At 66.7% G+C, this 17,657-nt stretch carries 13 protein-coding genes; 6 read left to right on the top strand and 7 right to left on the bottom strand.

Features of this window, described 5'->3' with window-relative positions; translation table 11 throughout:
* Window positions 1–36 precede the first annotated feature (36 nt).
* Window positions 37–840, bottom strand: coding sequence for a uracil-DNA glycosylase (locus QOZ81_RS02675; RefSeq protein WP_300715336.1), 804 nt, complete (start codon window positions 838–840; stop codon window positions 37–39).
* 62 nt (window positions 841–902) lie between these two features.
* On the opposite strand from QOZ81_RS02675, the gene QOZ81_RS02680 reads away from it, so the two are divergent.
* Genes QOZ81_RS02680 through QOZ81_RS02690 form a run of 3 tightly spaced genes read left to right on the top strand, consistent with a single transcriptional unit; the run spans window position 903 to window position 2,247 of the window.
* Window positions 903–1,418 (top strand): RNA polymerase sigma factor, encoded by a 516-nt coding sequence (locus tag QOZ81_RS02680; RefSeq protein ID WP_291201998.1) that lies wholly within the window; start codon window positions 903–905, stop codon window positions 1,416–1,418.
* Window positions 1,405–1,923 carry a hypothetical protein gene (locus tag QOZ81_RS02685; RefSeq protein ID WP_291201995.1) on the top strand — a complete coding sequence of 173 codons (519 nt, stop codon included), beginning with the start codon at window positions 1,405–1,407 and terminating at the stop codon, window positions 1,921–1,923. Before QOZ81_RS02680 ends, QOZ81_RS02685 begins: the two co-directional genes overlap by 14 nt.
* A gap of 39 nt (window positions 1,924–1,962) precedes the next feature.
* The gene (locus tag QOZ81_RS02690; protein ID WP_291201992.1) at window positions 1,963–2,247 is read left to right on the top strand and encodes a hypothetical protein; all 285 of its coding nucleotides are present in this window, start codon (window positions 1,963–1,965) and stop codon (window positions 2,245–2,247) included.
* Window positions 2,248–2,377: 130 nt separating this feature from the next.
* On the opposite strand, the gene QOZ81_RS02695 is transcribed toward QOZ81_RS02690, so the two are convergent.
* Together QOZ81_RS02695 and QOZ81_RS02700 are read right to left on the bottom strand one after the other, a co-directional pair.
* Entirely contained in the window at window positions 2,378–4,288 is a 1,911-nt protein-coding gene (locus QOZ81_RS02695; protein WP_291201989.1) for a helicase-associated domain-containing protein, read from the bottom strand.
* A gap of 377 nt (window positions 4,289–4,665) precedes the next feature.
* Window positions 4,666–7,905, bottom strand: a complete 3,240-nt coding sequence (locus tag QOZ81_RS02700; RefSeq protein WP_291201986.1) for an IPT/TIG domain-containing protein — start codon at window positions 7,903–7,905, stop codon at window positions 4,666–4,668.
* A 250-nt stretch (window positions 7,906–8,155) separates the two neighbouring features.
* On the opposite strand from QOZ81_RS02700, the gene QOZ81_RS02705 reads away from it, so the two are divergent.
* Window positions 8,156–9,901, top strand: a complete 1,746-nt coding sequence (locus tag QOZ81_RS02705) for a DNA repair helicase XPB (protein ID WP_291201983.1) — start codon at window positions 8,156–8,158, stop codon at window positions 9,899–9,901.
* 345 nt (window positions 9,902–10,246) lie between these two features.
* Window positions 10,247–11,992, top strand: coding sequence for a BACON domain-containing protein (locus QOZ81_RS02710; protein WP_291201980.1), 1,746 nt, complete (start codon window positions 10,247–10,249; stop codon window positions 11,990–11,992).
* A gap of 52 nt (window positions 11,993–12,044) precedes the next feature.
* On the opposite strand, the gene QOZ81_RS02715 is transcribed toward QOZ81_RS02710, so the two are convergent.
* Genes QOZ81_RS02715 through QOZ81_RS02725 form a run of 3 tightly spaced genes read right to left on the bottom strand, consistent with a single transcriptional unit; the run spans window position 12,045 to window position 14,546 of the window.
* A complete protein-coding gene (locus QOZ81_RS02715) occupies window positions 12,045–12,638 on the bottom strand; it encodes a phosphatidylglycerophosphatase A family protein (RefSeq protein WP_291201977.1) in 594 nt (197 codons plus the stop codon).
* Window positions 12,631–13,875 (bottom strand): ABC transporter permease, encoded by a 1,245-nt coding sequence (locus QOZ81_RS02720; protein WP_291201974.1) that lies wholly within the window; start codon window positions 13,873–13,875, stop codon window positions 12,631–12,633. The genes QOZ81_RS02715 and QOZ81_RS02720 overlap by 8 nt, the downstream gene beginning before the upstream one ends.
* Window positions 13,872–14,546 carry an ABC transporter ATP-binding protein gene (locus tag QOZ81_RS02725; RefSeq protein ID WP_291201972.1) on the bottom strand — a complete coding sequence of 225 codons (675 nt, stop codon included), beginning with the start codon at window positions 14,544–14,546 and terminating at the stop codon, window positions 13,872–13,874. Before QOZ81_RS02725 ends, QOZ81_RS02720 begins: the two co-directional genes overlap by 4 nt.
* A gap of 189 nt (window positions 14,547–14,735) precedes the next feature.
* Between QOZ81_RS02725 and QOZ81_RS02730 the strand changes: the two genes are divergently transcribed.
* Window positions 14,736–15,257: a hypothetical protein gene (locus tag QOZ81_RS02730; protein ID WP_291201969.1), complete on the top strand. Its 522-nt coding sequence runs from the start codon at window positions 14,736–14,738 to the stop codon at window positions 15,255–15,257.
* A 1-nt stretch (window position 15,258) separates the two neighbouring features.
* Here QOZ81_RS02730 and QOZ81_RS02735 read toward each other — a convergent pair whose 3' ends face one another.
* The gene (locus QOZ81_RS02735; protein ID WP_291201966.1) at window positions 15,259–17,436 is read right to left on the bottom strand and encodes a DUF5916 domain-containing protein; all 2,178 of its coding nucleotides are present in this window, start codon (window positions 17,434–17,436) and stop codon (window positions 15,259–15,261) included.
* Window positions 17,437–17,657 lie beyond the last annotated feature (221 nt).

Consider the following 17,657-nt stretch of genomic DNA (forward strand, 5'->3'; position numbering starts at 1 on the left):
TCGAAAACCTGCGCCTAGCATGACACAGGTCGGCGATCAGCCTTCCTGGGCCTTGTCCACCCACTCCTTCGCCGCCTTGAGGTCCTCCCACACGGCGCGTCGCACGTCCTGCGTGTACTGGCGCAGCACGTAGGCCGGATGGAAGGTGGGCATGACGGGGATCTCGCGATTGCCGACCACCACGCGCTTCCACTGGCCGCGCACCCGCGTGATGCCCTCGCTGACACCCACCAGCTCGCGCAGCGGGGTGGCGCCCAGGGTGACGATCACGGTCGGCCGGATCAGCTCGATCTGGCGGTGCAGGTAGCCCAGGCAGGCACGGGCCTCCTCAGGGGTCGGGGTGCGGTTGTCGGGGGGTCTGCATTTCACGATATTTCCGATGTAGACGTCTTCCCGCTTCAGGCCGATGGCGCCGATCATCTTGTCCAGCAGCTCCCCGGCCTTGCCCACGAAGGGCCGGCCCTGGAGGTCCTCGTCCCGGCCGGGGCCCTCGCCCACGAACATGAGCCGGGCCAGGGGATCCCCTTCGCCGAAGACGAACTTCAGGCGGCCCGGACCCAGGGGGCAGGCCAGGCAGCCCTGGATGGCAAGCTGCAGCTCCTGGAGGCTGGTGGCGCCGGCCACGGCCTGGGCGGTCGGACAACCGATGGGGTCCGTGGGGGGGGCATAGGCCGCGGCGGGGCGGGGTGCGGGGGCCGGTGCGGGGCGAACTGCAGGTTGGCGCGTCGGGGGCGGATCGGTGGCGACGACGGGGGCGACCTGGACGGGCTCGCGCACCAAGCCCATCACCCCCAATTCCTCGAGGGTGTCGCGCCAGGCTTGAAGCGGATGGTCCGTCACCTTTCCAGCGTAGCCGGAACCTACCAGAGGTTCCTGGCATCCTAAGGCGTCGGAGCTCATGCATGTCGCAGTCCCCCATGGAAACCCCGTTCGGCACGCAGGAGGCCTTTCATGCCGCCTTCGCCGAGCTTTATCCAAGGCTCGTGAGCTACTCACGCCGTTACGGGGCCACCTTCCCGGAGGACATTGCCCAGGAGGCCTTCGTCATCCTCATGCAGCGCGAGGAGCGGGTGGAACATCCCACTGCCTTCCTGTATGGCACCGTGCGAACCCTGTCCCTCACCGAGCGCCGCCCCATGAAGAACCAGAACCTCAGCCTGGAATCCGTCACCGAGCCCGGCCTCGCCGGGGGGGCCGACGACCAGGTGCTCAACCAGGAGGTGCGGGAGCGCATGCGAGCGCTCTCGCCGACCTTCCGCGAGGCCCTGTGGCTCTTCGTGGTGGAAGGTCTCTCCATCCGGGAGATCGCGGACATCCTCGGCATCCCCGAGGCCACCGTGAAGACCCGCATCCACCGGGCCAAGGCCCAGCTCAAAGATCAGCTCAATCCTTCAGGAGGCCTGCATGCCCTGGTCTGATCCCGCCCGGCGGTTCGAACCCGCAGAGGATGTCCAGCTTCGAGCCGAGCTCCGCGACCTGCTGGGTCTGGGGCCCGTGACGGCCCTCCGGCCCTCGGAGCCGACGGCGGAACTCACTGCCCTGGCCGATGATCTGCGGCGGGAGGCCCAGCGCCGCAGCCGCACCCAGCGCAAACGCCCCACCTGGGGACTCCTGGCCGCCGCGGCCCTGCCCCTGCTGGCGGCCCTGGCCGGACTGGGGACCTGGGGTTTCCAGCAGAAGCACCGGGCCGATGACCTCGCTGCCCACGCCCAGCGGCAGGAACAGGAACTGACCCAGCTCGCCGCCGTCCATGCCTCCGAAGTGGCCAAGGAACGCCAGGCCAAGGAGCAAGTTCAGCAGGAGTTGCAGTTGGCTTCACGGAAGGGAGGCCGGAAGGCAGAACCCTACCTGGTGATCCCCGTGGAGAAGCCCCTCAAGGTGATGGGCGACGACTACCAGCGGGTGAAACAGAAGCCCCAGTAGTCGGCACGGTCCTGGCAACGTCAGAGGCAAGGTGTGCCCATGGCCAGCAATCCGCTGCTCCTCCTGATCCTCCTGCTTTCCGCCTTCGCCACGGTGTTGGCCGGGATCGGCGTCTTCGGCAACAGCCGTCCCCCCGATCCCCGGCTGAACTCCCTGCTCAACGACCTGGACGACATCAAGGGGATGCTTTCGCAGATCCAGAAGTCCGTCCTCCAGACCGAGCGCAAGCTGGAGAAGGAAGTCCAGATCTCGCGCACCGAGAACCGCGAAGTGGTCGAGAAACTCGCCGAAGTGCTCGACAAGCGGCTGAAGGAATTGGTCTAGTCATCAGTCACAGAAAAGAAAGACAAAGCCCGGCCTGGCCGGGCTTTGTCGCGGGGGCCCGGGGGTGTGCGCGCAGCGCGCCCTTAGATCCTCGTAGCGCATGCGCTGCGAGGGGAACCCCCGGAGAACATCACCCCGCCTGGCTGTGATTCGCCGGGGTCCAGCCCCGCTCGTTCAGCAGCTTCACGCCCTGGATGCGGGTGAGGCGGAAGGCCATCTCCTCCTGGTGGAGGTGGCAGAAGGCCAGCAGGTGGTCCTCCTGGATGGTGCGGGGGGACACACGCCGCAGCTGGGTGCGGTGGGCCGCCGGGGGCAGGTAGGTGAGCTCCACCATGAGGGTGTGGCCCGCGGCGTATTCGAGGATGCGCTGCACTTCTTCGGCCAGCTGGTCCTCGCCGCCCAGGTGCAGCATGGGGATGCGCCGCTGCACCTCCTGGTAGAGGGCGGGGTCCTCGTCGTGCAGCTTCTGGAGGGCCGAGCGCACCATCTGCTGGACGGGCTCCAGGTGGTGGTTCATGCCCTTTTCATCCACGAAGGCCAGGGCCGCCAGGGCCCAGAGGTAGAGCTTTTCGTCCGAGTCCACGCTGAGGGCCAGGAAGCGGCCGGGCTTGGGCATGAAGCCCGCCTGCTTGAGCAGGGCATGGGCGTTGCCGTCCCCGCGCACTTCCAGCACTGTGTCCGACAGCGAGCCCAGCTTCAGGGGCGCCAGCTCGGGCCGCAGTTTCAGTTCCTCGGCCAGGTGGGCCGTCCGGGCCCGCACGAGGCGCACGCCCTGGTGGACCTCCACCTCGCCCACGCGGCGGGAGAGATCCTCCAGCAGCTGGAGCAGGGGCTGGGGCAGGGTCTGGGTGGTGGCGCCCAGGCGGAGGCCCAGCTCCTCCAGGGGCACGCCCGCGTCCAGGGCCCGCACCAGGGTGGCGTGGCTCACCCGGAAGCTGCCCATGGCATCCAGCGACTCGACATCCGCCAGCTGGGCCAGCTGCAGCAGCCGGTGGGGGTTCTGCAACAGCGGCGTCAGCAGCTCCAGGGTGGGCTGCATGATCATGGGCTGGTCCAGTTCCAGCGGCTGCCAGTGGGCGGCCGTGCCCTTGAGGTCGCGCAGCAGGTACTCGTGGGCCAGGGCCTCGCCGTGTTCGGTGAGCCGGAGATGGGCGAAGCCCTCGTCGGCCTGGATGATGCCCATGCGGCCCAGGAAGGGGAGGAACACCGTGCGGGTGCGCTCCTCGTCGAGGGGATGCAGGGTCTTGAGGAAGGCCAGGAAAGGCTGCACCGCCAGGGACTGGCCGCGGCGCTCCAGCAGGTGCTGCATGAGGAAGTGGCGGTCCTCCGCCGGGGGCATGCCCCAGGCCTTGAGGTCGTGTTCCAGCAGGCTGGCGAAGGCGCGCTCGGCCACCCAGCGGGGCGGATGGCTGGTGACCGCGGGCAGCAGCGTCTCCACGCGGCCGTCACGGTTCCACAGCAGGCCCAGGCGATGCAGCAGGGTGAAGAGCAGGGTCGCGTCCTGCTCCTCCTGGAGCATGGCGTTGCGCTGCATGAGCTGGCCCAGCTCCTTCTTGGCGGGCAGGCCACCCTTGAGCACGCGCAGGCCCGCCACGCAGCGCAGCAGGACGGTGGTGAGGGCCAGGGAGAAGCGGAAGGGCTCGGCCGCCCTGAACTTCACCTCGGTGGGGGTCTGGAAGCTCAGCGCGCCCTCGTCGAAATCCTCCAGGGCATCGGCCACCCGCTCCGCCACGGCCCAGCCGGCTCCGGTCGGCAGGATCAGGCCCAGGTCCCGCAGGATCTCGATCACCGCGGGTTCCGGTGGGGTCCCGTCGCTGACGAAGTGCTTCAACGCGACCAGGGAGCCGCTGCCCAGGTCGGCGAGGCTGTCCGACAGCCGCTTGTGGTCCTCCAGGTGGAAGACCATGGTCTTGAGCAGGCGCATGCGCCCCTCGCCGCAGTCCTCCCAGCGGATGGGGATGGGGAGGCGCCGTCGCTCGCAGATGGTTCGAAGCTGCTCATCCGAGCAGTTCGAGAGAAGCTGGAAGTGCGTGTGCGGCATGAGCACCTAGGAGCGTGTCCAGGCAATGGGTGGGGGCTGCACAGGGGCGCCAGCCGAGGGAGGCCAGGAAAGCGACGAAGGCCTTGGTGGCCCCAAGGTCGAGGAGCTTGACGCAGCATCCCGACGGCTGCCGTCCCTGCCCGCAGGGTTGATGGCAAAGGGCCCCCATGCTGCGTCAGCGGGCTTGAACGGTGTACCTGCACCGCCCTGCGCCCACTTCCTTGCCTGGAAACCCTTTGCCATCAATGCAGCCCCTATCGATTGCCCGGACACGCTCCTAGGTACAGAGGATCTTCCAGTATCCCACATTAGTGGAATCCGCTCACGCGCAAAAAACGCCCGGCATGCCGGGCGCTTGGGTGGACAAAACCAGGAGGCTAGTTGGCGGGTTCCAGGCGGTGGGTGTGGCTGACCACCCCGTCGCTGAGCACCAGGTCGAAGCGCTTGCCGGTGGCCGGGATGATCTGACGGCCGCCGGAGAGGATGGCGATGACCTCGCCGGTATCCGCATCCCGGACCAGGGCGGCCGGGTGGACGGTGGCGTCCCAGGTGAGCTGCAGCTTGTCGGCGGACAGCCGCTGGGCCTCAGGCGTGGCCGCGATCACCCGCGCATTGGCGGTCACCGAGCGCAGGCTGGCCAGGGTCTGGCCGGCCTTGACGACCTGGAGCCCGGCCAGGGAATCCAGCAGGGCCGCGTCCAGGGGCAGGGCCATGACGAAGTGGCGGATGTGCTCCTTGGGACCACAGCCGACTTCCATCAGCTCGAGCGGCGTGGAGAATACGGCGGCGCCCTTGGCGTCCAGGCATTCCAGCGTGAAGTCGCCGGAGGCGGGGAGTTCGGAGGGCAGGGCCCGGGTGCGGAAGGAGGGCAGCAGCTGGACCCTGCCATCCTCGTGGACGATGCCGCGGACGATGAGGCACTCCCGGGCCGTGGCCTGGGCCTTGGGCAGGGGCGCATCCTCGGCGCCCACCATGAGGAAGCCGCCGGTGCCGCCGCGGAAGTTCAGGATCTTCTGGTAGACGTAGTCGCTCACCCAGACATTGGGGCAGTACCCCATGATGTCGTGAATCGTGAGAGGGGAGAGGAGCGCATTGTTCACGCTGTCATAACCCCAGACGCCGATCAGACCAGAGGCATAAGGGTAGTTGGGATCGGGACTGCCGGCCCCGTTGCAGGGGCTGTGCTGGCGGCCCATGTTATGGCCCGTCTCGTGGGCGAAGACCTCGGGGAAGAGGCCGCCGTCGGCGTAGCCGGTGGTCTTGTCCCAGCCGATGGCCGTACGGGTGCTAAATGAACTACTTGGAGTGTTTGGAACCCAGCCGAGGCCTGCGATTCCGTTGGCATAGCTTACGTTGAGGGCCCCGTAGTAGTAGCGATCACTGGCCCCATCCGCCTGGTGTTTGGTCGTGAGGTCGTTGAGCGTGCCGCTCCAGCTGCCGTCACTGTCATCGGAGGTCAGGGCCGAGAAAGAACCAGTGAAGGGTGCCCCCACCTGGACGTCCACGCTGGCGACGGGATACATCTTGGCGAGCCGGGCGGCCCAGGCGTCCTTGTTGGCGGCCGAGATGTTACCGTTGCCGCTGGCAAGCACCACGGGGAAGATGGTGGTCTTGAAGATGGGGACCGTGGTGCTGGTGAAGGTGACCGTGGTCTGGTTGTTGGTCTCGTCGGCTTCCACCACGGCGTTCGTGGGGTCCACTTCGGCCAGCACGCTGTAGCCGGCGCCGGTGGGCGTGGTCAGGTCCGTGCCGGGCACCGCCAGGTTCCAGCTGGCGCCCAGGCTGGATTCATTCACCACCAGGGGGACGCTGGTCCCGGGGGCGGTCACGGTCTTGGGATAACCGGCCACCACCACGCCGTTGTTCATCAGCGTGATGCGGACCGCGGGCGTGGCCGTGTTGGCCTGGTTGGCCAGCACGAAGACCCGGATCAACCCACTCTTGCCGGCCACGATGGGCACGGTGTTGGCCAGGGTCTGGCTGCTCTGGGTGAACTGCACCTTGTCCACGTGCAGGTCGAAGGTGGTGGTCGCGGAATTGACCGTGAAGGTGCGGGTCTGCACGCCGCCGGGCGTGGTGACCACCAGGTTGCCGGAGGTGGCGCCCGCGGGCACCGTGAAGGTGAGACGGGTGGTGCTCTGGGTGGCGATGGTGATGGGCGTGCCGTTCAGGGTGATGGTGGTGCCGGTGTAGCCGAGGTAGGTGCCGTCGATCACCACGATGGTGCCCGCGGGGCCCTGGGTCGGGCTGACCGAGGTGACGGTGGGAACGCCATAGGACACGGTGAAGTTGGTGCTGGACAGGCCGGTGCCCTGGGCGTTGGAGATGCTGATGGGGGCGGGCCCGTTGGTCGCGCCGGCGGGAATCGGAGCCGAGAGGTTGGTGCCGTCGGTGAGGGTGTAGGCGGCGCTGGCGCCGCCGATGGTGACGGCCGTGAGGCCGAAGAAGTTCCGGCCCGAGATGGTGACGGTGTCCACGCCGCCCACGCCCGAGGTGGGGGTGAAGCTGGTGATGACCGGCTTGAGGTCGGCGGCATTCGGGACCGCGATGGTGGCCGTCACGTCATCCAGCAGGAAGCTGGTGGAGGTGATCCCGGGCTGGATGCCTTTGAAGTCCAGGCGCACCACCTGACCCTTGAAGGGAAGGAGGTCGACGTTGAAGGGTGCGTAGCTGGTCGATGCGTCCAGGTTGGATTTGGTGAGGAGGGTACCGCCGGTCAGCAGAACGCCCGAAGTGTTTCGTGCCGAGACGATGAATGTGTCCACTGCTGAAGAACCAGTCTGGTTGGTGAGGATCTTCAGGTAAAAGGTGACCGTGGCAGCCGTGGCTGTGGCTGGGATGTAGAAGTCTTGGGTGATCTCGTCTGCGAAAGGGGGGGTTCCAGATGCGTATCCTGCGAGCCAGGCGAATTGAGTTCCGCTGTGGGGTACCACATTGGCGCCGCTGGCGCCCTGGATGATGGCCGTGTCGCCCTGCCAGATGATCGGGGTGGTCGCCTCGAAGCCCGTGTTCATCATCACCTGGGCCTGGACCGAGAGATTCACGGTGTAGGCCGCGCTGGTGGCCATGCCGCCGCCACTGGTCACGGTGATGGTGCCTGCCGTCAGACCCGCGGGGGCCGTGGCCCGGATCTGGGTGTCACTGTCCACGGTGAAGGTGGTGGCATTGACGCCATTGAACTGCACGGCGGTGGCACCCACGAAGTGGGAGCCGGTCAGGGTGACGACGGTCCCGATGGAAAGCGCGGAAGGCGCGTAGGTGGTGATGGTCGGGGTCAGCGGGGCATCCACCGTGAAGGAGGGGGAGGTGGCCTGGCCGTTCAGCGTCGTGACCTGGATGGTTCCAGTCGTGGCATTGCCGGGCACCACGGCATCGATCTGGGTGCTGCTCGCCACCGAGTAGGAGAAGGCCGCATGCCCACTGAAGGAAACGGCGGTAACGTTGGTGAAGTTGGTCCCGGTGAGGGTGACCGCGGCGCCTGGACTCGCATGGGTGGGGCTGAGGCCGCTGACGGTCGGCGTGGGCGGGGGCGGCGGGGTGGAGCCACCTCCTCCTCCACAGGCAAGGAAGGCGATCAGGGCGAAGGCGGACAGGAATTTGTTCAGCGGCGAGGCCATGGCGGCTCCATGCGTGATCCCCTGAGTGACGGTGGAAGAGAGCGGGTCTCAAGGGATGGAAGACTATAATCCCCTTCACACGACAGGAAGCCTGACCTTTTCTTAACCGACCCGGAGGGTTTCATTAAGCCCGGTCGTTGCGGTGCCCGGACCCCTCCGGAGGCCGCCGGCGGCCCCATGGTCTGACCACCTTCCGTTGACCCGCCATGGCCCGGCCATCTACGCTCAAAGGTTTGGGTCTCCTGCCACCGTGATCGCCCTCCGCCCCGACAACCCCCTGATCGTCCAGAGCGATCGCACCCTGCTGCTCGAGGTCGCCCACCCGGCGTTCGAGCAGGTGCGGGACGAGCTGGCGCGCTTCGCGGAGCTGGTGAAGAGCCCCGAGCACATCCACACCTACCGCATCACGCCGCTGAGCCTGTGGAACGCTTCCGCCTCGGGCGTCAGCTGCACGGACATGATCGAGACCCTCAACACCTGGTCGAAGTACCCGGTGCCGCAGAACCTGCTGCAGGAGATCGAGGACCACGGCACCCGCTACGGCAAGCTGCGCCTGGTGGCCAAGGGCGACCGGCTGGCCCTGGAGATGGATGATCGCGGCCTCTTCTGGGAGCTGGAGAACCAGAAATCCCTGCAGGGCCTGCTGGCGGAACCCTACCCCGACGAGAAGGGCATCTACCTCAATACGGGCATGCGGGGCGAGGTGAAGCTCCAACTGATCCGCCTGGGCCACCCGGTGCAGGACATGGCCGGCTACAAGCCCGGCGATCCGCTGCCCTTCGAGCTGTCGCCCACCACGCTCCAGAACGGCAAGCCCTTCGGCCTGCGGCCCTACCAGCAGGCGGCGGCGGACGTCTTCCACGCGGGCGGTGGGCCTGATGGCGGCGCCGGGGTGCTGGTTCTGCCCTGCGGCGCGGGCAAGACCGTCATCGGCATCGGCTGCATGGCCAGCCTGCAGACGCACACGCTGGTGCTCACCACCAACGGCACCGCCGTGAAGCAGTGGAAGCAGGAGCTGCTGGACAAGACCACGCTGACGGAAGACCAGGTGGGCCTCTACACGGGCGACACCAAGGAGATCAAGCCGGTCACCATCGCCACCTACCAGATCCTCACCTACCGCCGCAGCAAGACCGGTCCCTTCGAGCACTTCAAGCTCTTCGAGGCCGCCAACTGGGGCCTGGTGATCTACGACGAAGTGCACATGCTGCCGGCGCCGGTGTTCCGGGCCGTGGCCGAGCTGCAGGCCAAGCGCCGCCTGGGCCTCACGGCCACGTTGGTGCGCGAGGACGGCAAGGAGGAGGACGTCTTCAGTCTCATCGGCCCCAAGCGGGTGGACGTGCCCTGGAAGATGCTGGAGAAGGACGGCTTCATCGCCACGGCCCACTGCCTGGAGATCCGCGTCCCCCTGCCCACGGACGAGCGCATGGAGTACGCCGTGGCCGACCAGCGCCAGCGCTTCCGCATCGCCTCCGAGAACAGCCTGAAGATGGTGGTGATGGATGAGCTGCTGGCGGGCCATCCCACCGACAACATCCTCATCATCGGCCAGTACCTCGAGCAGCTCCGCATCATCGGGGAGCGGCTCAACGCCCCGGTACTCACGGGGCAGACGCCGGAGAAGGAGCGGGAATCGCTCTTCCGGCAGTTCCGTGAGGGCCAGCTGCGGGTGCTCATCGTGAGCAAGGTGGCCAACTTCGCCATCGACCTGCCGGACGCCTCCGTAGCCATCCAGGTGAGCGGCACCTTCGGCTCGCGGCAGGAGGAGGCCCAGCGCCTGGGCCGCATCCTGCGCCCCAAGGGCGAGCGCAACGTGAGCTACTTCTACTCGCTCATCAGCAGCGAGACCACGGAGCAGGAGTTCGCCCGCAACCGCCAGCTCTTCCTCACCGAGCAGGGCTACCGCTACCTCATCGAAAGCCGCCGCTTCGACGAGCACCGCCGGCTCAGCGAACCCAGCGTGTGGAAGCAGCTGCTGGAGGAAACCAGGATCTGAACCCTGGTCACCGGTGCATCTGGGGCCATCCATGGAGCATGACGGTCCGGAGGTCCTCTGATTTGCCCCACCCCTGATGGAAGATGACCCATGCAACGGGTGTCCCCGGGGTTGGGAGAACCTCTCCAGGTGCGCAACGGCTGAATGCGGGGGCAGGGTGATAACGATCAGCCGCCAGCTGGAGCCAGTCATATAGGGCAGATATGATTACCCGTTGATCCCTGATGATCGGGTTGATAGCCTCTAAAAATTCAGGTTTTGCCAGTCATTCATCCGCTAAGCCACATCCAGCGCCCAGAGTTGAAGCGCGCAGGGTGGTTTTCAATTGTTCGACAGGAGGAACTCATGGGTCGTGTTAAATCCCTTCTTGGGATCGGGCTTTGTGTCTTCCTCCTGCTGGGCTGCGGCGGTGGAGGCGGGGGTAATAAAAATTCTGACGACAACAGTTGGCTATCAATTTCTCCTAACAGTGTGGGGGTTACCACCGTGGTTGGAGTGTCAACGCCCTTCACCATCACCGCCACCTCCTCCAAAACCATTTCCCAGACCCTCTACCCGGTATTCATCGACAATGCTGGTGTCCTTAACCCGTACGCCACGGTCATCACACCCTTAAGCCAGTTGCAATATAAGGGGGAATTCGCCACTTCCAGCACTTTGGCCCAGGGGTCCTACCAGGGCAATTTCTCGTTGTGGCTCTACACCGATAGCAACCATACCAACGCCTATCCCGGGTCGCCCTGGACGATTCCCTACCAGATCACGGTGGGCCCGGTGCGAGTCACTCACAAATTGCTTCCCGACTCCGTGGGGGTTGCATTCTCCTCGACGCCCGCAGGCGATCGTTTGACGAAGTCCATTCTCGTGGCCGACAACCTCGGCAAGACCACCCCTTGGCAGGCCACCTCGGACAAGTCCTGGCTCACCGTGACCGCTGCAGGGACCACCGGCACTCCCGGCACCACGCTGACCCTGACCGCGGATCCCACCAACCTTCCTTTGGACGTGATCAGTTATGTGACAGTGACGCTGACCTCGAGCGACACCTCCGTCCAGCCAATCGAAAAAATTCAGGTGGGCCTATGGAAGGGTTCCGCCAATGTGCAGCGCACGGATGTCGCCACGGGGTTTCCCTCTGCCGACATTAATTTAGTAAATGGTTTGTCCCCAAATATTTGCGTAGATCCCGTACGCCCCTACGTCTATCTTACCTACAGTTCGAATGTTGTAGATTGCTATAATATTTATACCGCCACCAAAGTCGCATCCATCAAATTGGATAACAACGCTCCTGTGTTACCGCCTTCGTTTCAAGGGCCTGCGGCTGGTTCAATGGCCATCACCTCCGATGGGTCAAAACTCTATGTTGGGAATGACCTCGGATTTTCAGCCCAAATTTTCTCTCTTCCGGAGATGGCTCCAATTGGAGTAATTCCTTATTTTAATTCTACTCTTTCGTATGCGAGGCCGAACGGAGTCGGCGTCATTCTTAGCAGTAACGGAGACGCCGTGCTGGCTTCGACCAGCACGCGTCTTCCGTATCAAGGCCCAAGGGGTATGGTGGCCACCACGGACAGCGGGGCCTTCTACAATCCGGTTGATGACGCTGGGCAATCCTTCATCGGTCGATATTCGATGGATTTCAGCGAATTCAAGGGCGGAACCCTGATTACGAAACTGGAGAATCATGCCAGCGACACCAACGGCCCCTACAGCCGATTCGTGCTGAGTCCCGATGGCGCTCGTCTCTACGAAGCCGCCTTGTCTTCCAAACTGCTGCGCCTCGATCCGGTCACGCTTGCCGTTCTAGGCACATTCCAGTGCGACTCGTCGGCGTGGTTTGGCCAGGTAAGGGTTGGCAACGATGGCCGGGTGTATTACGCAACCCAGAGCAGCAACGATCTTTTCAGTATCGGAATCCTCGGGGCCGATGACCGTCTGATCTCGACCCAGGTTGCCAATCCCCAAACCTTGCCAGCAGGTATCGGAACCTACAACGGGTTCAAGGGGGGATTTGTGGTTTCCGCCGATTGCATGGTTCTGGTGGTGAATTCGAACACGGTCGTCCAATTCCTTCCCGTTCTCCCCTGAAGGAGCGCGATTCTGCATTTCGGTGAGACCGCCGGTGGTGCAGTCAGGGGGGCTACCGACCCCAGAGGGCCGGATTGAGCAGCGACTGGGCGCCCAGCCAGCGGTCCAGGGGCCAGACCAGGAGCGCCGCGAGAAGACCGGCCAGCACGTCGTCCATGACCACGCCCCAGCCGCCGGGCAGGCGCTGGGCGGTGTCGACCGCGCCGGGCTTCCAGATGTCGAAGAGGCGGAAGAGCATGAAGGGTGCCACCAGCCGGGCCATCCAGAGGGACCAGGGCTGCGGCTGCAGGGTGGCCGTGAAGAGCAGGGGCGTGAGGGCGACCCAGATCCCGGCCCACTCATCGGCCACGATGAAGGAGGGATCCTTCTGGCCGGTCTCCTTCACGACCCGATCCGATGCCCAGACCGCCAGGAGGCTCAGCGCCAACGGCGCTGAGAGAAGGAGATAGGGAGTCCCCTTCCAATGGGTGGCCCTCATTCCGAAAACCATCAGCAACCAGGCCAGCAACCCCGCCAGGCTGCCCCAGGTGCCCGGCGCGGGTTTCAGGTAGCCGCTGCCGAAGCCCGTGGCGAGCCACCAGGCGATCCTCGGCGCCTTCCTTCCTGAGGCCTGAAGCCCGAAGCCTGAAGCCTGATCCTTAAACATGCCGCAGCGCTTCCACGATCCGCAGCCGCGCCGCCTTCAGCCCCGGGAAGAGGGCGCTCACCTGGATCGTCGCCTGCAGGCCGAGGGCCACGATGGCGTAGACGGCGGGCACGAAGTGGATGTCCAGCTCGTAGCCGTGGCTGGTGCCGGGCGGGGCGGGCATCTCGATGTGCAGGGCGTTCAGCCCGGCCCTCAGCAGCAATGTGGCCACCAGCCCCAGGGCGCTGCCCATGAGGCCGAGGAAGGCGCCCTCCCACTGGAGCAGCGCCAGCAGCTGGCCGGGCTGGAGGCCCATGGCCCGTAGCACCCCGAACTCGCGCACCCGCTCCATGACCGACATGAGCAGGGTGTTCGCCGTGGCCAGCAGCACCACCAGGAACAGCACCAGCCCCATGAAGCCGAAGATGGCGAAGTAGAGCAGCTTCACCTGCCGGTAGAAGGAGGCCAGCTCGAACCAGGGCTTGACGACCGTTCCCGGAAGCTGGGCCTGCACTCGCGCTTGCGCGCGCGCGATGTCCTGCGGACGCTTGAGCACCACGCTCAGGCGCGACCGCGCCTGCGCTGATTCCAGCAGCTGGTCCGCGGTGGCCAGGCTCACGGTGAGGAAGCGGTCGTTCAGTTCGCGGAGCCCCAGGTCCTGGAGCCCAGCCACCTCCACATCCACGGCGTTCAGCGCGCCGCCCCGGGTGGTGGACATCAGGGTGAGGGAGCTGCCCACGGTGGCACCCAGGGTGCGGGCCAGGCCCACGCCGAGGATCACCTCCCGCACGGCGGGATCGGCGGAGAGCCACCGCGAGCCCGCCCCGGCGGGGGTCTTCGCGCCGTTGTTCAGGGCCTCGGTGCAGGCCATGTGCCGGGGTTCGAGCACGGGGTCCACGGCGGTGCCCAAGAATGCGACGCTCTTCGCCCCGCTGGCCAGCAGGCCCATGAACTGGATGCGCGGCAGCACCTCGGCCACGGCGGGATCCTGGCGCAGCCGGGCCGCCAGCCCTTCGCCATCGGACAGGGACTGTTCCAGGCTCTGGGCCTCATCGCCTTCCATGGCGCCGGGTGGCATCACCTGGAGGTGGCCGAGGCCGCCCCGGATGGCCGCATCGGAGAGGCCCTGGAAGGTCTGGGCCATGAAGCCCCCGGCCAGGCTCAGGGCCAGGAACCCGGCGACGATGACCATGAGCGTCAGCGCCGTGCGCCGCCGCTGGCGCAGCAGGTTCCGGAGGGCGAGGCGGGCAAGGATCATGGCCGCTCCTCGCCGATGAGCTTTCCGTCCATGAGTCGGAAGACGACATGGGCACGGGCGATGACGGAGGGGTCGTGGCTGGCGACGAGGAAGGTGACGCCGCGCTCCGCCGCCAGCTCGGCCATGAGGTCCATGAGGGGACCGCCATGGGCGTGGTCGAGGCTGGCGGTGGGCTCATCGGCGAGGACGAGGAGCGGATCCGGCGCCAGGGCGCGGGCGATGGCGGCGCGCTGCTGCTGGCCGCCGCTGAGCTGGCCCGGCCGGTGGTGGGCGCGGTCCGAGAGGCCCACGCGCTCCAGCGCGGCCTCGGCCCGGAGGCGGGCCTCGGCCTCGGGCGCGCCCCGGAGTTGCAGGGGCAGCATGACGTTCTCCAGGGCCGACAGCACGGGCACCAGGTTGAAGGCCTGGAACACGAAGCCCAGCCGCCGGAGCCGCAGGTCGCACCGGGCCCGTTCGGACAGGGTGGACACGGGCTCGCCGTCCAGGCGGACTTCGCCTTCGTCCGGCGCGTCCAGCAGGCCCGCCAGCTGGAGCAGGGTGGTCTTGCCGCTGCCGCTGGGGCCCGCCAGCACGGCCAGGCAGCCCCTGGGCACCGTCAGGGATACGCCGAACACGCCGGCGCGCTCGCCGCCGAGTTCGTAGGCCCGGGTGATGCGGTCCAGTTGAAGCATGCCGCCAGTGTAGCCCGGAGCCAGGCGGGTCGCGGCAGCCCCGGGGCAATGGCCGGGCCGGCAGTTGACGCCCCGTGGGAAGATGGCGCAAGGGATTCCAACCATGCGAGGCGGGGGCTCACCATGCGGTGGCGGTGGGGTGTACATGAGGGTTTGATCAGGAGCACCAGGTCGCGGCAGGGATGGCTCGTGGCCTTGGCGCTGCTCGGGGTGATCCTGCTGGTCGACGTCATCGCGCCGCCCGAGGTGGATTTCTCCGCCTTCTACCTCGTGCCCGTGATCTGGCTGGCCTGGTGCCGGGGGACCCGCGAAGGACTCTTCATGGCCCTGTTCTGCGGCGTCGGCTGGTATCTCCACGCGCTCCTGAGCGGGCGGTACGCCAGCTCGGAGTGGTACCGGCTCTGGGATGCGCTGAACAAGCAGATCTCCTACCTGCTCGCGGCCTGGGCCGTGGGGGCCCTGCGCCGGGAGGTGCTGGCTCAGCAGTCCCTCAACCAGAAGCTGCAGGCATCCATGGCCGAGGTGCGGGAGCTGAAGGGGCTCCTTCCCGTCTGCGCCTGGTGCCACAAGATCCGGGATGACCAGGGGCAGTGGCACTCGATGGAGGTGTTCCTGCTGCAGCGCACGGGGGCCGCGGCCACCCATGGCATCTGTCCCTCCTGCCTGGAGAAGGCGGAGCCGGAGCTGGGGTCTCTGCGGTCGACGGACTGACTTAGAACTGCACGGCGTAGGCGAGCTTGGCGAACAGGCCGCGTTCGACCATGCGCTCGGAGGTGGGCAGGGACAGGGGATCCCGGCGGCGTTGCCCGGACCAGCCCAGGTAGGCATTGGTGAATGCATTGGGCTGCCAGCCCAGGAAGCCCTTCAGGAACTTGTCCACGCCCTCGGCTTCGGTGCCGTCGTAGCGCACGACGAAGGCCTGGGTCTTGAGGTAGATCGACCACGGGAACTGCCAGCTACCCGAGGCAGTCAGCTCCCGGGCCCGGATCAGGTGCCGGTTGTCTGCTTCCCGGTCCAGTCCGCCCTCCTGCGCAGTGAGGTTGTAGGACAGGGACTTCACGGTCCCGTAGAGGTAGAGTGCCGCTGAACGGAAGCGCGCGGGATCGCCTGAAGGCAGGTCCAGGGTGCGCGCCTCCGTGGCATTCCAGCCCATGCGCACAGCCGAGTACGCCCGCCAGTTGCCGCCCAGGGTAAGCGAGCGCGCCGCCACGGACTGGACCCGGTCATCGGCCCAGGTGCGGCCCGCCGCGTCCCAGTTCAGGAAGAAGCTGAGGCGGCCGGCGGTCTCTACCCAGGCGTCGAGGCCCACGGCGTGGTCCATCGGGTCCCCGTTCCACCAGCGCAGGTTGCGCCAGCGCAGGGTGGCGTTGGCGGAGGACAGCCTTCCCTCGTTCCAGTTGTTGCGCCAGCCGAAGCCTGCGTTGTCGCGGTGGTAGCCCTGCAGGTCCGTGAAGCCCGAAAGCAGGACCAGGTCCGGGCTCGTGGCCTGGGTGGTGACCCAGGCCGACCAGTTCCGTGTGTTCCAATCCAGCTCGGCGGAGGTGGCGGTGCCCCGTCCGGAGGCCTGGGAGCCATCCGCCTGGGGCAGGCGGGACGTGGCGGTCATGGCGCTGCCGATGAAGTGGAACTCGGAGCCGAGGTACTGGTCGAGGTAGATGCCGCCGCTCTGACCGCCGGTTCCGCCGGGGCCTCCGAGCAGGGTCTTGTCCGTCCCCAGCAGGGAAATGCCGGAGCCGCGGTCATCCGTCAGGAACTTCACCGAGGCGGCGGTATCCCGTGTGGCCCGGCCATCCACACCCACAGCGCCGTTGGAGCCAAGGATCAAGCCACCATCCTGATCCTTGGCGTGGAGCACGGTCCAGGTGGCGAAGGAGGCCTGTCCCGAGGCCTTCACGCCGAAGAGAGGATTCTGGATCGTCCGGCTGAAGAACTGGCGCTGGCTCCCCTGCACGCCCAGCAGGTCCATGCCTTCCAGAAAGAAGGGGCGCCGCTCGGGGTAGAACACCTTGAAACGGCTGTTGATCTGCAGCGGATCCACGTCCGCGTCCGCCGTGGCGAAGTCGGGCCTGTAGGTGCCTTCCAGGGTGAGGGCCGTGGTGGCGTAGCGCAGGTCCATGCCCAGGCGGGCCTTCGATTCGGCGGGCGCGCCGGGATTGTCCGCCAGGGACTGGGTGCGGTTGAACGTGGTGAAGGGGATCAGGAGGAATGGCGATCCCGGCTTGTCCACCGGCGCCCCGGAGATCCGGGCCAGCTGGCAGATGTCGCACTGCACATCCTTGCTCATCCGCGGCCAGGAGATGCCGTAGCGTCGCTCCCGGGGGATGATGCGGAGGATGCGCAGGCCCCAGTCGCCGGGCATGCGGCGCAGGCTGCTGTAGGGGATGCGCATCTTCACCACGTAGCCGGTGGGCGTGAGCACGCCGGTTGAATCCCAAAGCAAGTCGTACGACGCGTTCTCGCCGGTGCTGTCCGTGGCAATCTCGTCGATCTGGCCCCCCAGTGGGGTGACAAAGAAGCGGATGATGCTCTGGCCCTTGCCGGAGGGATCCAGGTCCACGCCCACGAAGTCGAAGTCGCCGGTGTTGTTGTCGCGCATGTGGCGGGCCGCGTGGATCTTCCCGGGCTCGGGATCCACGGCCTCGATGGCGACGTAGAGGGCGTCGGGCCCCCAGCCCGCGTGGACCGTGGTGGGCCAGCGGTTCTCCCCCTTGTCGTCGGGCATGATCATGCCGAACTCGGTGATCGTGAGGGCGCCCGCCCAGGTGGACAGGTCTGCGTCCCGGGTCATGGAAGGGGCCTGGGCCAGCCTCGGGATGGCCAGGTGGGGCGGGTTGGGCGCCTGGGAGGCCAGGATGGGCAGGCAGGCAAGGGCCAGGGCCGAACGTCGCATGAAGGATCCCCAGGTGGGTCAACCCCTCACCTACGAGGACCTTCGCAGGCCGGTTTAGCCCTTTTTGCGGAACGCCTGCTCGTAAGCCGCGGTGCTGGCTTCGAGGCCGCCCTCTTCGACTTCGCCGATGAGGTCATAGGCGTGGGTCTTCAACCCCGAGCCGGGTCCCACCTGGGGCTGCGGGGCAGCCTCAGGTGGGGGGCACCCGGCCGGGCGTTGAC

Origin of the sequence: Geothrix sp., assembly GCF_030219325.1 — a bacterium.
Taxonomy (GTDB): Bacteria; Acidobacteriota; Holophagae; order Holophagales; family Holophagaceae; genus Geothrix.

What these genes read in the sequence shown, in the direction of transcription:
- QOZ81_RS02680 (WP_291201998.1), top strand. Translation starts at nt 903, where the DNA reads ATGTCGCAGTCCCCCATGGAAACCCCGTTCGGCACGCAGGAGGCCTTT.
- QOZ81_RS02685 (WP_291201995.1), top strand. Translation starts at nt 1,405, where the DNA reads ATGCCCTGGTCTGATCCCGCCCGGCGGTTCGAACCCGCAGAGGATGTC.
- QOZ81_RS02690 (WP_291201992.1), top strand. Translation starts at nt 1,963, where the DNA reads ATGGCCAGCAATCCGCTGCTCCTCCTGATCCTCCTGCTTTCCGCCTTC.
- QOZ81_RS02695 (WP_291201989.1), bottom strand. Translation starts at nt 4,288, where the DNA reads ATGCCGCACACGCACTTCCAGCTTCTCTCGAACTGCTCGGATGAGCAG.
- QOZ81_RS02700 (WP_291201986.1), bottom strand. Translation starts at nt 7,905, where the DNA reads ATGGCCTCGCCGCTGAACAAATTCCTGTCCGCCTTCGCCCTGATCGCC.
- QOZ81_RS02710 (WP_291201980.1), top strand. Translation starts at nt 10,247, where the DNA reads ATGGGTCGTGTTAAATCCCTTCTTGGGATCGGGCTTTGTGTCTTCCTC.
- QOZ81_RS02715 (WP_291201977.1), bottom strand. Translation starts at nt 12,638, where the DNA reads ATGTTTAAGGATCAGGCTTCAGGCTTCGGGCTTCAGGCCTCAGGAAGG.
- QOZ81_RS02720 (WP_291201974.1), bottom strand. Translation starts at nt 13,875, where the DNA reads ATGATCCTTGCCCGCCTCGCCCTCCGGAACCTGCTGCGCCAGCGGCGG.
- QOZ81_RS02725 (WP_291201972.1), bottom strand. Translation starts at nt 14,546, where the DNA reads ATGCTTCAACTGGACCGCATCACCCGGGCCTACGAACTCGGCGGCGAG.
- QOZ81_RS02735 (WP_291201966.1), bottom strand. Translation starts at nt 17,436, where the DNA reads ATGCGACGTTCGGCCCTGGCCCTTGCCTGCCTGCCCATCCTGGCCTCC.